Raw genomic sequence first — 13,411 nt, forward strand, 5'->3', positions numbered from 1 at the left:
GCCTTTCCCGCTACTAAATCCACACAACTTTTATCTTTAATATTTTATTTCTATATGAATAACAGAATTGCCTTGCCAATGGTTGCAATAAATTATGAAAATATTTGCGTTTTCTAATTTTGATTCAAAGATAAAACAAAATTGTATGTTGATACAAATATTTTTTTTATTTTTTTGATTATTTGTGAAAAACTTAGAAATAAATTTTCGTGAAACCCCAAAAAATATATCTTCTAAATACCCCTTTTTTTAGAATCATGTTTGGAAGGGTTGTGGTTTGTTTCACCTTAAGCAAAGGTAGGGAAATTTGTTATTCAAAAATAGGTTTACTAAAATTAGTTGATAATATTTCTTGGTTTTTTATTTTTTATTACCCAATTATATAAATCGCTTAGAATTGCTAGTCGCATATTGGCCCCCCAGCTATAGTAAAGCCCATTATAGCTTTCAGGAAAATTTTTACTGTAAAGAGCAAAACGATAGCCGCCTTGTACTGAAAGACCTCCCCAACGCGTGGCTTTCCATCCTACATAAAGGCCAGCCTGAATTGGCATGAAATAATCTTTTCTTCTCCAAATCTGAATTTCATCAAAAATATTTACATTTTGACTTTTTGTTGCACCAATGCCAATTTCAATGGGCATGCTTACTTGCCATCTTTTATTATTAATAAAATTTTGCCAGTGCATTAGACTAAAAAAGTATAAATCAGTTTTCGTATAATAGTCTAAATTTACTCTTTTAGCTGCTCTTTTTCTTAAATCAATTAATCTCTGATACGAATTGAAGTTGAGCCAATAATATCCAAAAGTTACTTGATGGCGTTTTTTTCCTACAATTATTCCTGTATTTACGCCCCAGATGTTTACTCTTTTTTCTCTAATTATTGAACTTCTTGCGTCCCAGTTTATGGTGTAACTTAACCTTGCACGAAGAGAATCGGGGAACCTAACAATGACCGAATCAAGAGTCTGTCCAATAGAAGTAGAATAACTCAACGATAAAAACAAAAACCCCAAATATAGAGTTTGTCTTTTGTTTTGGATACTATATTTTTGTAGTCTTTTTATCACAAAGGTTTTTTCAGTCAAACCATTTAACGTGTTTTGGTTGGTAGATATTTTATTCAAGAGCTTTTGCTACAAAAAAGGCTGCAGCTGCTGCAATTGCTCCAATAGTAGTAACCTTTAAAGCACCAATGAATGGAGGTTGCCCAGTTACTTTACTCTTAAAGTATCCAAACACAAATAAACAAATTAATGTTGCTATACAAGAATATTTTAAGCCATCAATTGGGTTTGTTGTAAAGAAATAAGGTGAAAGTGGGATAAGTCCTCCAATAATGTATGAAATGCCTATGGTTGCTGCACTTTTGGTTGCTCTGTGTTGGTTGGGTTGTTCGAGCCCTAGCTCAAATTTCATCATGAAATCAACCCATTTTTTCTTATCCTTCGCAAGTTCATCGGCAATTTCATCTTGAAGGTGTTTGCTTAGGCCATATTCAGCAAAAACATCACGCACTTCTTGCTTTTCACGTTCTGGAACGCGTTCAACTTCCTCATATTCACGTTTAAGTTCAGACTCATAGTGTTCTATTTCAGTTCTTCCAGCTAAATAACCACCCAAGCCCATGGCAATAGAACCAGCAACTATTTCAGCGATACCCGCTGTAACGACGATATCGTTTGTGTGAACCGCACCACTGAGACCTGCAGCTAAAGCAAATGGAACAGTTAGACCATCAGACATTCCGATGACAATATCAGTGATAAATTCAGAACTACCTAAGTGTTCTTCGTGATGATGTTCGTGCATAAAAAAAGCCTTATTTTAAACAAAAATAGGGCTTTTCTGAAAATCTTTTATTTTTAATGATTATTTTTTCCTTTATTCGCTTTCTGACTCTTTTCTTTCATCTCTTGATATGTTTGAAATTGTTCGGGAGTTAAAATCTTTTCAAGTTCTTTATCCTTTTTTGCTTCCAAAGCATTCATTTTTTCTCTTGCAGCATCCACTTGAGCCGGAGTAGGTTGTGAATTACCAAATTCTTTTTTAAGAAGTTCATACAAACCTTTTCTCTGGTAAGCATAATCTTCATTAAGCGAAGAAATCAGAATTTCTTGTTCATCGGTTAATTTTAGTTTTTTAACCATGACTCGAGTTTCTTCTTTAGCTACTTCATCTGGGTCTGGTGGCGGCTTAGGTTTGCCATTATTAAAACTTGGATTGTTGAAGGCATTGTTGTATCCTCTGTTATAATATCCGCCGTATCCTCCATACCCTCCATATCCACCACCACCATAATATTGGGCATTAGTTTCAATAAATGAAGCTAGTAAGCACCCAAGTATAAGCAAATAATGTTTTATATTAAGATTTTTCATACTAATGATTAGTTGACTAATTTTTATGTAAATAAAACTCAAATTCTTGAAATTTTATCTAATTTATCGAAGATTTTTGATAAAGTATCATGAGGTAAGTTCTCTAAATACACGATACATGAAGGTGGTTTTAGCTTGAAGGTCTTGGTAAGAAATGGTAAAATCAAATTCGTTAATGATAAACTGAGTGATAGAAATGGTTTTAAGTGTATCATCACGATTCATTTTGATTGCATTTCTACTATCGGTACTTCCTCCTGTATGATGGAAGTCTAATATTGATAAAGAGTTTGGTTCTTTTTCAAGAGAAGAATAATATTTAAACCACTCTTCTCTTTGTTTAATTATTTGAGGACTATATAACGTAACCGACGACCAGATACGTGGTTTGGTATTATCTATTTGTGATAAATATATTCTTTCTCCGCTCCATCTTAATTCATGAATATTTATTTCTTGGTTGTTTTCAATCACTATAAGTGTAAAAGGCTCTATTCCTTCAAAAAAATAACGATTTACAAAGTCGTTTATATTTTGATACTCAAAATAATCTAGAACTACCTTACCTCTACTTTGTCTATATGGCGGTTTGGAGATATGTTTCTCAATTCCACCATTCAACAAACAAAGCGTAATTTCGCCACTACTTGCTATCCAAGTACCACCACCTTTGGGGTCTTTTGGAAAGAAAACATTTTGTCCGTGGAGGTTATATTTTCGTGGTGGTATAGCTGGTTCACGAGAAACTGCTTCATCTCGGTTTGAGGTGAGGATAAATCCGTTATTTTTGGTCGGAATATAAGTCAGAACACACATTTGGCTATAATTTAAGATTATTAAATAACCGTATAAAAATAAATGATTGGGTAGGGAAATGATAATTTAATTACTATATACAGTGATTTTTTCTTTGAATTTTATTGTAGAATATGCCACACCGAAATTTGTTTCGATAGTTACTTGTTTGAAATTCTCCTGAATCCCAATTCGAATTAAGGCAAAATGATGAATTGAGTGTTCGATGAGATAGACTAATTCACGCATAAAATTGGTTTCTATTAGCTCAAAATCAATTTCTCCGTATCTAACTCTGAGCTGAATTGGCGAATAAGTATTAGAAATACCTTTGATTTTTTGCTGAATCATTTCAACCAATGTGAGCGTATAATTTAAGTCGGTTTCGATGAGTATATTCCGTTTTCTTGCATCGTAATCAATCGTACCAGTGTCGAAACCTTCGAGTAAACACTGAAAAAACTCTACCGTGTGCCGCACGTGTTGCCCGATGCTACTTCCATTAAAAACCGATAGTTTTTGGGTATATTCAATCGGTTTTAGTTGTGAAAGTAGGTCATTTAATTGGTTAAGAACTGAGAGGGAGGCATTTATAGTCATTTTATTGTTGAACGTTTAAAGTGATAGAAACCGTGGCAACATTGCCCAAAAGCGAGCTTTTTTCTCCAACCTCATACTCTAATCTATTGACTTGAAAGTTGCTTTTCAGTTGGGCATTTGTGCCATTTTGGATAAAAGTGAAAGGAATTTTTACATTTTTTGTCGTTTTCTTAATCGTCAGATTAAAATAGCTGATGTATTCGTTTTCTTTTGTTCCCTTTTCAATTTTGGTCGAAACCATCGAGATTTTCGGGTATTTTTCTACATCAAAGTAATCGCTACCTTTGAGGGTTTTATCACGAAGCCCCAGACCTGTATCAATGGTTTTGGTGTCAATACTTGCCTTTAGTGCAGAACCCGCAAGATTATTGGCATCGAAAACCACCGTTCCCGAAAAACCTTTGAAAGAACCATCGGCAGTAGAGCCCAATGCGTGTTTTATATTGAATGTTACGGCCGCGGTCGTGGGCTTCCAATTTTGGGCGTGGCTCAATGTGGCTTGCACGATGACAAACAACAGAAGAATACTTTTCGATAACTTAGCGAGCATCTTTGTAAATCTTTTTAAATGGTGAATAAGTGATAGCTACAAACGGGAGCAAGGATTTGTGGCGAAAACGGTCGTTTTCAAAGGTTAATACTTTGTCGGTTGTGTATTCCAAAAACTGAAAACTCGCTCCTGCACGCACCCCAAAACGGTCATTTACCCAATACCGAAAATATAATTCTGAGTTCAAACTTCCAATGTCGCTATCGCTAATCAGCAAAAGATTAAATGGCGTTGGTTTGGCAGTTTGAGTAGAATTATTGAGCGATTTTGACTCATTTGCCACAAATTTACCCGATTGTTTTTTGCCAAACGAGAATCCTACGGCATCAATATTGAACCCAACATCGAGTTTTCGGAAACTGTATTGTAGCACAACTTTGCCATTTAAACTACCCAAAGCCGATTTGGTTAGTTGTAGTGTATCTAGGTTGCTGGCAATGTTTTCGGTAAACAAAGCCACAATGCTTTGCGTACCCGAAGTCAGATTTGCTGGTGCAGTAATGTAGTTTTGCTGTCCGCTAAAAAATGTATTTAGACGTACACCCCAACCAATTTTAAAACGGTCAGATTTACCGATTCCGTAGAGTTTTTGATAAGAAATCGAAGGCGAAGCTGCTGTTCCAAAGGCAAGAGCCAAATCGAGATTTCTTTGGGTTTTGGTGTACTGATATTGTGCTGATAATGAGCTACTTATTAATAATAATATGAGTGTTTTTTTCATGTTAGTGCTTTTCAAAAATGATTAGTTTGTTACTGTTGGTTTTGCTTTTGCTCCCTTCTCCTTGAGGAGAAGGGCTGGGGATGAGGTAAACGTACCTCACTTCAAAGCCGCAAAGCCGAACAAAACCGAAAATTGTCGGCACCAAATCAGTACGTGATTTTGTTTTTTCAAATCGGCATTAGTAGGTATTGCCAAGGAAAGATTACCATTTTGTACTTTATCGCTTATCTGAATGAAATTGGTAACCGAGCGGTCTTCGGCGAGGTAAATCCTTAAATCAGGACCAGCATCGGTCTTAAAATTTTCAAAAACCAGAGTGCGTTTTTTGTCTTTATCTTCGTAGATTTTTACAATTCCCGACGTAGCGTGAACGGCACTTTCGAAGTTCCCTTGTAGTACAAGTGTCTGACCAGCTGTGTTAAAATTCGTTTGCGTGGTCATGTTATTGACTATTGAGTTGGTGGTAAAATTTGTATCAGTATTTTCGAGAATATCGTCTTTCTGGCATCCAGCCAAAAACACAGCGGCAATAAGAGCGATGATTGTTTTCATAGTTTTTTGTTTTACAATACAAATATCAGCGTTGGCTGAAAATTGGATTGTCGGCTGGACGACCTAAACAAAAAATCTATGAAAATATTAGGCGGCTTTTTTCAAAATAATTTCGGTGCGTGAGTAATCTAAAATACCTTTTTCTTTGAACTCGTTGAATAGTTGTGTAACCGTCTGACGAGTACTACAAATCAAACTGGCGATGTCTTGATGCGTAAGGTAATTTGTTAGTATAACCTCATTGGCCGACGCCGTGCCTTCTTTTGCTGCCCACTCGTCTAAAAAACTTTTGAAGCGTGTACGAACATCTTTAAACATCAAATTTGAGTAACGATTTTGTAGTCTTTTAAACCTAAAACCCATCCATTTCGTGTAAGAAAGCCCCAATTGAGGATTTTTCTCTAAAAGTTTTTCAAAATCATCCATCTTAAAACTGCAACAAATCACATTATCCGAAACGGCTACTGCATATTCATCAGACTGCGTTTCGGTCAAGGTAAATTCGCCAAAAATATCGCCTTTTTGGATAATGTCTTTAACAATTTCGTTGCCTTTTTCGTCGATTTCTACAATTTTCAATGTGCCTTTTTTCAAGAAATAAACTCTTGTGTTTTCATCGTGCGAAAACAAAATAATTTCGCCTTTCTTCGCCGATTTGAAATTGGTAATCATACAGATTGATTTCAATTCTGTGGAAGAAAGTACATCAAAAAGTTTGTGGTCTCTGAGGTACCAATATTTTGTGTCGAGGTTCATCAGTATTTTTAGGTAGTACTATCAAATATACAAAAAAGGTTTGAACAAATATTTGTATTAAAAAAATAGAAATTGATACCAAAGATTCCTAAAGTATCAATTTAAACATCATTATTATAATATTTACTATATTCAATTACTTATTTTCAGCACAATTTCTTCCAAAATATTACTTTATCCTCGCCATCATCCCAAAAATCTTTGATAACAGCCTCTTGACGATAGCCAAGTTTGTGATAAAATTTTCGTGTTAATGTATATTGGTCAATACTTGAAGTCTCAACAATCAATACTCTTTTACCATTCTTTAAGAGCAAATCTTCTATAAAGTGCATCATTTTATGACCAATCCCTTGACCTTGAAACTCCTTTCTGACTGCAATTGCATAGAGATTATATGTTCCGTTTGTTAGCTTTTCTGGGGCACAATAGCCAATCGCTATGGGTTTATTATTTTCGATACATGTGAACCAGATTTCTTCAGTCTCCGTATTATTAAAATAATCTGAAATCATATCGTCAAGATATTCAGATGGGAATAGTTCACTTGAATCTAAAACTTCTTTGAGCCTTTTAGGTCTTTAATTTGTACTTTTCTAATTATATTATCTTTCATTGTCTCCTTACTAAATCTATTTTCTATACTTTTTTCATGTTGTGAATTACTGACTGTGAAAACATTCAGTTCCCTACAAAAAATGTTTCTTAATTATTGCCCAAACTTCACTGAAAGGTAAAGGTGAAAAACCTCTTTTTTGATTTTGAATACTGATTTCGGCCGTACGTTTCCAATGCCAACGTAAATCTAGGTAGGCTTGCCAAAGTCGGTAGTTGGGGTCGTAGATATGTCCGGGGTCGGAGCTAACGCCATTGAGTTCCAAGATTCTGATGTTTTCGCCTCTGTACAAATCTTCGATACTTGCCACTTTCATATCGAAACGACCGTAATAAAAACCCTCAAAGCTTTCGGCAATTTTGCTGAAAACCTCGTCTAATTTTTCGTTGATTATCCAATTTGCATTGATAAACTTTGTGCCTCGGCAATGATTTCCGATGGGTTCGAGGAGTCGTTTTTCATCTTTCGGTAAAACTTCATTCATGCCTTCGCCTAACTTTGCTTCTAAGACTTCCAACTGAAATCTGGCTCGGGTAGATTGCTCTATCAATTCTCTAATCGTTGATTTCCCATCGCCTGTGATAGTCAAAAGTTCCTTCATCGTCAATGACGAAACTTTGCCACGTGATTGATTGGGCAAGCGACTAAAAAGTACGCCAAATTCAATGGGATACGTGATGAATTCTTGAATGATGTAATCTTCGGGTGTTTGTGAATGATAGACCTTTAATTGCTCCAATGATTCGATTTTTGCGACATTTGTCCCTCTTTCGCCAATATTGGGTTTTGCGATTAATGGAAAAGTCAACTGATTGATTTCTAATTGTTTAATGGCTTTTTCAAAATCTTGTATTTTATCAACGAAAACAGTTTTGGGCAAATATTGAGAATTGATATTTTTCAGAATGTCAATTTTACTTTCACCATAAAAACCGCCCGCCTCGATTCCCGGATTTACGGCAGTGAAAAAAGTAAGCGAACGAGTTTTAGCCGATAAATAAAGCCAATATGGAGCCATTGGTAGGTAGAAAACCCACCAAGGCCAGTATTCGTAATTGAAGATTTTAATAATTGAAAGAGGAATTTTCATGAATTTATTTTTATTAATTGAATGGAATTTCTCGAATACTCCGAATAACTCGAAAAATTCTCATTTTATATTTTAGGAAAGTACTTCTGCATAAGCCTTTTCCCTTCGTTTTGGTGAATAATTTGAATAAAAATCGAACAAATTAATACTATAATAGCCAACATAAAAAGCTGACCGCCATCGCCTTTCGACTCGATTCCGATGACAAATAAATGCGAAGCAATTGCTCCAAACATGAGTCCCATACCGAGAAATCCACCAATAAAGGCCGTAGCAGGAATGAGTAATAAAATACCAGTAATCAACTCCAAAACACCCGTTCCGATTCTTCCCCACGGTTCAACGCCGAGTTTGCTAAACAACTCAACCGACTCAGGGTGAGCTGTAAATTTGAAATAAAGTGTTTGTAAAAGAATCACAGCGGCAACGATTCGTAAAATCCAAGAGCTTATTTTAGAAAGGTTCATTGTGTTTTGGGTTAAATTAGTGAAAAATATTCATCCAACTCTTATCGGCTTTCGATTTAAGATTTACTTCATCTTTATTCCATTTTGGCAATGTATTATTTGCCCAAGAATGATAAAAAAGGTAGAGTTTTCCATTCAAAATCTTGAAAGTTTCGGGGTCGATTTCTACTTTTTCGCCCGTGGCTCCCATCGCATACGCACACCAACCACCGTATTGTGGTTCATACTTTTTAGGGTCTTTCAAAAATACATCTTTGTTGGCTGCACTGGCAAATCGGTAGGTTGCACCTTCAAAATTGGCACTGAATTGCTTGTTGCCTTCAATGGCCTTGTTTTGTGTAAAATACGCCACAGGGTCGTAGCCTTGAATCGCCAAGCCGTTTTCAAGGTTAAATTGTTTGGTTCGAACGGCTGTTTGGGCAAAAATTTGGGTGGAGAATCCCACTAAAAAGCATAAGGTTAAAAATCGGAATTTCATTTTGGTGATGGTTTTGGGTTAGTTAGATTTATTGAGAGAAGGCCAAAGTTCATTCGCTTTCTGAATACGGCTCGGAATATCCTTCGACCATAATTCTTTTACTTTTTTGCTATAATTGAGGTAAAGTTTATCATCGACAATTGTCCAAGCATTTGGGTCGGTTGGCGATTTGTGGTTTTCGCTCACGCCGTAAGCACAAAAGCCGCCGTATTGCGGAGCATATTTTGTTGGATTGGTTTTGAAAACATCTAAATTGGCTTGTGAACTAAACAACCATTTGGCTTCGTTCCATTCAAAACTAAAATCGTTTTTGCCTTCAACTGCCTTACTTTCAGTAAAATACGCTACGGCATCATAGCCATTGATAGCGATTCCATTTTTGACAAAAATGGCTTTTTCTTGTGCAAAAACACCACTCGAAACGAGTAGAAAGAAGAAAATTATCGCACTAAATTTGTTTTTCATTTTGATAAAGATTTAAAATTTACATCACAAAGTTGGTGGATTGGTAAAAAACGAATTGTCGGCTGGTTGACAATTCAGAGAAGAATTTTGAAAGTTTGAAACACAGACATCGAAATAAAAAATAATCCGATGACTTTTTCGATGGAATAGCGGCGGAATAGACCGAGTATTTTGATTTGAAAACGCTTTGCCAAATACGCAAAAATCAATAAAATCAGAAACGCACCCAAAGCGGCTCCCAACACAAACGAAACTTGCGAACTTATTGAATTTAGGCTAAAAAAAGTGTTAAGATACACCAATACCACTACCCAAAAAGGCAATAACTGAGGGTTGAGAATGCCACTGACGAATCCACCAATTATTTCTTTTGGCCTATTGCTTAGGTTAAATTCTTTGTTTGATTTTGAACTAAAGTAAAAACTGTGGACGCCAATTATCAGGAAAAAAGGAATAATGGCTATTTCTAAAATTTCGAGAATTGTTCGATTTTTGGTCAAAAAAACTTGACTTTTGAGTGCGATGATTGTGTAAATGATTTCAGGAAGCGTGCCGCTGATGGCTACCCAAACACCCGCTTTAAAATTCCGAGAAAGCGTTGCTTGCACAACCGCCAAATTGACTGGCCCCGGATGAACCGAACCTACAAAACTAATGAGTGCAGTTAATAATAATATTGCCAATGATTCAGACATACCTTTGTTGATTTTATGCAACAAAGGTATCAATGGCTGAAAAATTGATTTGTCGGGTGGCTGACTGATTTATCCAAATTATGGGTTATTAGTTCTTTGTTTAAAAAATTCTCGTTTGAAAAAACAATGTATTGAATGTATATAGTACTGGGTTATATTTAACCTAATTTTCTTTCTAATGGTAAGATTTATTTTTATATTTAGTATCAATTCAATCTTTTCTGATAAATGACCGAACTCGAAAAGCTCTTTATAGTCTGATGTTTTATGGTTTTAGAAGAACGAATTTTGAAGCATCTTTCCCTTTCGGCCGAAGAACACTACGAGCAATTATTCGCCTTCAAAAAAGAGTTTTTCAACCAAGTACCGCTACAATATTTGGCTTCAATGTTGGGTATGACTCCCGAAACTTTTAGTCGGATACGAAAAAAAGCGTTGAAGAAAACTTCTTGATTTTTGTCAAGAGCAAGCCTTGATTTTGTGTAGAACTTAATGAGTCGAACAATAGACAAAAATTTCAATCATTGCAAAATCAAAGTGATTTTGCATAAAACCAAAATTCAATGAGAAGCATTAATAACAACACACCAGTAAAATTTAGTAAAAGCATAATTATAAACGCCGTTACTTATAAAGTTTGGGAAATTATGACCAATAAATATCAATGACTGGTCTAAATGGCAGTCGGATATTACGAAACCTAAACTAAATGGTGTTTTCGAAGTAGGGACAACCTTCTACTGGAAGACTGGCGGAGCAAGTATTCATTCGACTTTTCATTCCTTTGAGGTTACTTAAAAATTTGGCTGGACGGGTAAGACATTAGGCATGTTTGCTATTCATAACTGGACTCTTACTTCTTTGAGAACCTAACGATTATCTTGGTAGAGGAAAGTATGGAGGGTTTATTAGTAAGTATTTTGCAAAAAACGTTCAATAAAATCCTCGAAAATGATATGCAAAACTGGCTCAAACTACTAAAGATCGAATCTGAAAAGTAGTGTTTAGGACTGTTTTGTATGGTGAATAATAAAATACTAATTGTTGTAAAGAGAATTACGAACCAATTAGTATTTTACATTCAGTTGATTATTATTTGACTCGATAAAAACTATTTAGCTTGATCCCGAAGGTCCAATCTGTGGGTTTATAGGTAAGTGTTTTAAATTGATAAGCTGCATATGGACTAATCTGTAAAGAAAATTTCTTCCAACGTTTCTCAATACCTGTAGAAAACATCAAATTATTAAATGCTGTTACTTTAATTTTTTCAGAAAAGGCATTTGGCGAATCATCATAATTATGACGCGAAAATGAGGTTAGTTTTTGTAAATGTAAATCAAAGTCAGTTCCGCCACCCAAAGTGAAAGTGAAATCATTTCGAAGGGCTATTCTATAATTGAGATACAATGGAATTCGGAATAGAATTTGGCGAGCTTCAATGTTTTCGATTGGAACCCCAACAGGAAAGTCTACTTTGTGCTCTTCTCTAAAATCTTTGGTTGTTTTTCGTTTAAATTCATCTTCATTCCCGAAATGCTCAAATCCCAAGAAATTGACAGAAGCACCGGTGTTTGCACTCCATTTTTTACTTAAAAGAAATTCAGCCAAAATGCTAGTTCCAATTTGTTGGTTATCCATATTGGCACCAATTCCAATTCTATATTTGAGAGGTGGTAATTTGATGGAAGGCAGTTTGAATTCCTTATTTTTTACCAATGCTTTTGTATCGTATGATTTAAGTATAGGTTCTCTAAGTAGTGTTGCGGAAGATAAGCTCAAAGGAAGGAAGCCCTTACTTCTAACTTCATTCAAATTGATTTGTTTAGAAATTTCTGCTTGTTTATCAAGAGTAATTGCATTGTCGGTAACGTTGCTATTTTTAGGAGTATATTCACCTTGGTTACTTATCTCCTGTGCAGATTCCTTCTCATAATTTATATTTCTCTTAACAATCGTTTTTTTAGGGGTTTTAATAAAAATACCTACTTTTCTGTTTTCATTTTTATTACTCTTGGAGCCATTAGTAGCCTCTATACTTTCAAATGAATTATCATTGTTATTTTCTACTTCACTAATTGGGTTTGATTTTGTCTCACTTAGATTGCCTTCCGAAAAATTAATCTCTTGTGGGTCATTTAATAAAACGTCTTTTCTAATATGTTTCAAAACATAAACTGTGTCAATTTTTTCAACAATTACTTTCTTTTTGAGCGGAATAGTAGTGGTTGAAAGCATTTTTTTTTGCTCCAATTTGGTATTTAATTCGTTAATTTTATTTAGTAAAATTTTATTTTCATTCAATTGATATAAAGTAGTAGTTATAAGCGAAACGATTAATAATGTGCTTACCGAATAGGTAAAAACATGCCCAAATCTCTGCCAAAAACTCAGAGGCAAATGTTGTGTAATATACCCTTGAATTCGGTCAACTTCATTTTCGGAAAATGGTGGATGAAAACTCTCAACCTTGCGTCGAAAGGCTTCATCAAATTTATCAGTGTTCATTGAGTTTATTTTTTCTCGATGAGTAAATATCAAATAAATGTGGATAATGAATACGAATCATTTCCTGTAACTTAATGCGAGCATCTTGAAGATTCGATTTTGAAGTACCTTCTTGAATACCTAATTGTTCGGCAATTTCTTTATGTTTATATCCTTCAATTACATATAGCATAAATACCATACGATACATTGGCGTGAGTTTGCGTACGAGACTCATGATTTCTTCAGTGGAAAGTTTACTAATGACATCATCATCAAAATCAGTAATTTCAACTTCATCAATGGCAACATGTAATTGGTATTTTTTATTTGCTCGGTAATAATCAATGGCAGTATTTATCATAATTGTTCGAACCCATGCTTTGAAAGGTTGCGAAGCATCATATTTTGAAAGATTATTGAAAATCTTTAAAAAGCCATCATTTACCATCTCTTCAACTTCTTGGTCATTGCTCGAATATCTTGAACAGATACTCTTAGCAAACCCCAAATGAAGTTTGATAAGCGTACGTTGGGCTTGGTTATTATTATTAATGCAAGCTTTAATTACGCTCTCTAGATTATCTTCCGAAAATGTACTTTTCTTAAAAAACAATGTAATTAGATGGTTTGAAAGGTATTGTAAAGGTAGTTACGTTAGGCTAAAAAAAATGGTGGGGTATAAATAAAAAAAAACATTTTTTTTGAGTTTACCCCACGTTTTTATTTTCTGTTGCGTAAAGCCTATCAAACAC

Annotated in this window: 17 protein-coding genes and 1 pseudogene; 1 reads left to right on the top strand and 17 read right to left on the bottom strand. The window is 34.8% G+C overall.

Annotation, left to right across the window (positions count from 1 at the left end):
- Positions 1–335: 335 nt before the first annotated feature.
- The 15 genes and pseudogenes from A6M55_RS05620 to A6M55_RS05690 form a co-directional block, all read right to left on the bottom strand.
- Positions 336–1,073 carry a hypothetical protein gene (locus tag A6M55_RS05620; protein WP_156510989.1) on the bottom strand — a complete coding sequence of 246 codons (738 nt, stop codon included), beginning with the start codon at positions 1,071–1,073 and terminating at the stop codon, positions 336–338.
- 49 nt (positions 1,074–1,122) lie between these two features.
- Entirely contained in the window at positions 1,123–1,815 is a 693-nt protein-coding gene (locus A6M55_RS05625) for a VIT1/CCC1 transporter family protein (RefSeq protein ID WP_015030364.1), read from the bottom strand.
- Positions 1,816–1,868: 53 nt separating this feature from the next.
- Complete coding sequence (locus A6M55_RS05630; protein WP_041693623.1) at positions 1,869–2,384, bottom strand: hypothetical protein; 516 nt, start codon at positions 2,382–2,384, stop codon at positions 1,869–1,871.
- 87 nt (positions 2,385–2,471) lie between these two features.
- Positions 2,472–3,200 (bottom strand): NRDE family protein, encoded by a 729-nt coding sequence (locus A6M55_RS05635; RefSeq protein ID WP_064196853.1) that lies wholly within the window; start codon positions 3,198–3,200, stop codon positions 2,472–2,474.
- Positions 3,201–3,266: 66 nt separating this feature from the next.
- Positions 3,267–3,779, bottom strand: coding sequence for a DinB family protein (locus A6M55_RS05640; RefSeq protein WP_015030367.1), 513 nt, complete (start codon positions 3,777–3,779; stop codon positions 3,267–3,269).
- Position 3,780: 1 nt separating this feature from the next.
- Positions 3,781–4,329 carry a YceI family protein gene (locus tag A6M55_RS05645; RefSeq protein WP_015030368.1) on the bottom strand — a complete coding sequence of 183 codons (549 nt, stop codon included), beginning with the start codon at positions 4,327–4,329 and terminating at the stop codon, positions 3,781–3,783.
- Positions 4,319–5,050: a hypothetical protein gene (locus A6M55_RS05650; RefSeq protein WP_064196854.1), complete on the bottom strand. Its 732-nt coding sequence runs from the start codon at positions 5,048–5,050 to the stop codon at positions 4,319–4,321. Before A6M55_RS05650 ends, A6M55_RS05645 begins: the two co-directional genes overlap by 11 nt.
- A 96-nt stretch (positions 5,051–5,146) precedes the next feature.
- Positions 5,147–5,602: a DM13 domain-containing protein gene (locus tag A6M55_RS05655; RefSeq protein WP_064196855.1), complete on the bottom strand. Its 456-nt coding sequence runs from the start codon at positions 5,600–5,602 to the stop codon at positions 5,147–5,149.
- 87 nt (positions 5,603–5,689) lie between these two features.
- A complete protein-coding gene (locus A6M55_RS05660) occupies positions 5,690–6,358 on the bottom strand; it encodes a Crp/Fnr family transcriptional regulator (protein ID WP_064196856.1) in 669 nt (222 codons plus the stop codon).
- A gap of 146 nt (positions 6,359–6,504) precedes the next feature.
- Positions 6,505–6,885 (bottom strand): annotated as a pseudogene (locus A6M55_RS05665) (GNAT family N-acetyltransferase); the annotation flags it as partial.
- Positions 6,886–7,047: 162 nt separating this feature from the next.
- On the bottom strand, positions 7,048–8,064 hold the full coding sequence (locus A6M55_RS05670; protein ID WP_064196857.1) for a hypothetical protein: 1,017 nt from the start codon (positions 8,062–8,064) through the stop codon (positions 7,048–7,050).
- A gap of 65 nt (positions 8,065–8,129) precedes the next feature.
- A complete protein-coding gene (locus tag A6M55_RS05675; protein ID WP_015030373.1) occupies positions 8,130–8,531 on the bottom strand; it encodes a DoxX family protein in 402 nt (133 codons plus the stop codon).
- A 16-nt stretch (positions 8,532–8,547) separates the two neighbouring features.
- Positions 8,548–9,009 carry a YHS domain-containing (seleno)protein gene (locus A6M55_RS05680; RefSeq protein ID WP_064196858.1) on the bottom strand — a complete coding sequence of 154 codons (462 nt, stop codon included), beginning with the start codon at positions 9,007–9,009 and terminating at the stop codon, positions 8,548–8,550.
- Between the two features lie 18 nt (positions 9,010–9,027).
- On the bottom strand, positions 9,028–9,474 hold the full coding sequence (locus tag A6M55_RS05685) for a YHS domain-containing (seleno)protein (protein WP_082892937.1): 447 nt from the start codon (positions 9,472–9,474) through the stop codon (positions 9,028–9,030).
- Between the two features lie 74 nt (positions 9,475–9,548).
- Positions 9,549–10,169 carry a LysE family transporter gene (locus tag A6M55_RS05690; RefSeq protein WP_064196860.1) on the bottom strand — a complete coding sequence of 207 codons (621 nt, stop codon included), beginning with the start codon at positions 10,167–10,169 and terminating at the stop codon, positions 9,549–9,551.
- 267 nt (positions 10,170–10,436) lie between these two features.
- Here A6M55_RS05690 and A6M55_RS05695 point away from each other — a divergent pair, with 267 nt between their 5' ends.
- Positions 10,437–10,622 (top strand): hypothetical protein, encoded by a 186-nt coding sequence (locus tag A6M55_RS05695; RefSeq protein WP_197491668.1) that lies wholly within the window; start codon positions 10,437–10,439, stop codon positions 10,620–10,622.
- A 639-nt stretch (positions 10,623–11,261) separates the two neighbouring features.
- Here the strand turns inward: A6M55_RS05695 and A6M55_RS05700 are convergent.
- A complete protein-coding gene (locus A6M55_RS05700; protein WP_064196861.1) occupies positions 11,262–12,677 on the bottom strand; it encodes a hypothetical protein in 1,416 nt (471 codons plus the stop codon).
- Positions 12,667–13,272, bottom strand: a complete 606-nt coding sequence (locus A6M55_RS05705; protein ID WP_064196862.1) for an RNA polymerase sigma factor — start codon at positions 13,270–13,272, stop codon at positions 12,667–12,669. The genes A6M55_RS05700 and A6M55_RS05705 overlap by 11 nt, the downstream gene beginning before the upstream one ends.
- Positions 13,273–13,411 lie beyond the last annotated feature (139 nt).

The sequence above is a fragment of the Emticicia sp. MM genome, from assembly GCF_001649495.1.

What these genes read in the sequence shown, in the direction of transcription:
- A6M55_RS05625 (WP_015030364.1), bottom strand. Translation starts at nt 1,815, where the DNA reads ATGCACGAACATCATCACGAAGAACACTTAGGTAGTTCTGAATTTATC.
- A6M55_RS05630 (WP_041693623.1), bottom strand. Translation starts at nt 2,384, where the DNA reads ATGAAAAATCTTAATATAAAACATTATTTGCTTATACTTGGGTGCTTA.
- A6M55_RS05635 (WP_064196853.1), bottom strand. Translation starts at nt 3,200, where the DNA reads ATGTGTGTTCTGACTTATATTCCGACCAAAAATAACGGATTTATCCTC.
- A6M55_RS05640 (WP_015030367.1), bottom strand. Translation starts at nt 3,779, where the DNA reads ATGACTATAAATGCCTCCCTCTCAGTTCTTAACCAATTAAATGACCTA.
- A6M55_RS05645 (WP_015030368.1), bottom strand. Translation starts at nt 4,329, where the DNA reads ATGCTCGCTAAGTTATCGAAAAGTATTCTTCTGTTGTTTGTCATCGTG.
- A6M55_RS05650 (WP_064196854.1), bottom strand. Translation starts at nt 5,050, where the DNA reads ATGAAAAAAACACTCATATTATTATTAATAAGTAGCTCATTATCAGCA.
- A6M55_RS05655 (WP_064196855.1), bottom strand. Translation starts at nt 5,602, where the DNA reads ATGAAAACAATCATCGCTCTTATTGCCGCTGTGTTTTTGGCTGGATGC.
- A6M55_RS05660 (WP_064196856.1), bottom strand. Translation starts at nt 6,358, where the DNA reads ATGAACCTCGACACAAAATATTGGTACCTCAGAGACCACAAACTTTTT.
- A6M55_RS05670 (WP_064196857.1), bottom strand. Translation starts at nt 8,064, where the DNA reads ATGAAAATTCCTCTTTCAATTATTAAAATCTTCAATTACGAATACTGG.
- A6M55_RS05675 (WP_015030373.1), bottom strand. Translation starts at nt 8,531, where the DNA reads ATGAACCTTTCTAAAATAAGCTCTTGGATTTTACGAATCGTTGCCGCT.
- A6M55_RS05680 (WP_064196858.1), bottom strand. Translation starts at nt 9,009, where the DNA reads ATGAAATTCCGATTTTTAACCTTATGCTTTTTAGTGGGATTCTCCACC.
- A6M55_RS05685 (WP_082892937.1), bottom strand. Translation starts at nt 9,474, where the DNA reads ATGAAAAACAAATTTAGTGCGATAATTTTCTTCTTTCTACTCGTTTCG.
- A6M55_RS05690 (WP_064196860.1), bottom strand. Translation starts at nt 10,169, where the DNA reads ATGTCTGAATCATTGGCAATATTATTATTAACTGCACTCATTAGTTTT.
- A6M55_RS05695 (WP_197491668.1), top strand. Translation starts at nt 10,437, where the DNA reads ATGGTTTTAGAAGAACGAATTTTGAAGCATCTTTCCCTTTCGGCCGAA.
- A6M55_RS05700 (WP_064196861.1), bottom strand. Translation starts at nt 12,677, where the DNA reads ATGAACACTGATAAATTTGATGAAGCCTTTCGACGCAAGGTTGAGAGT.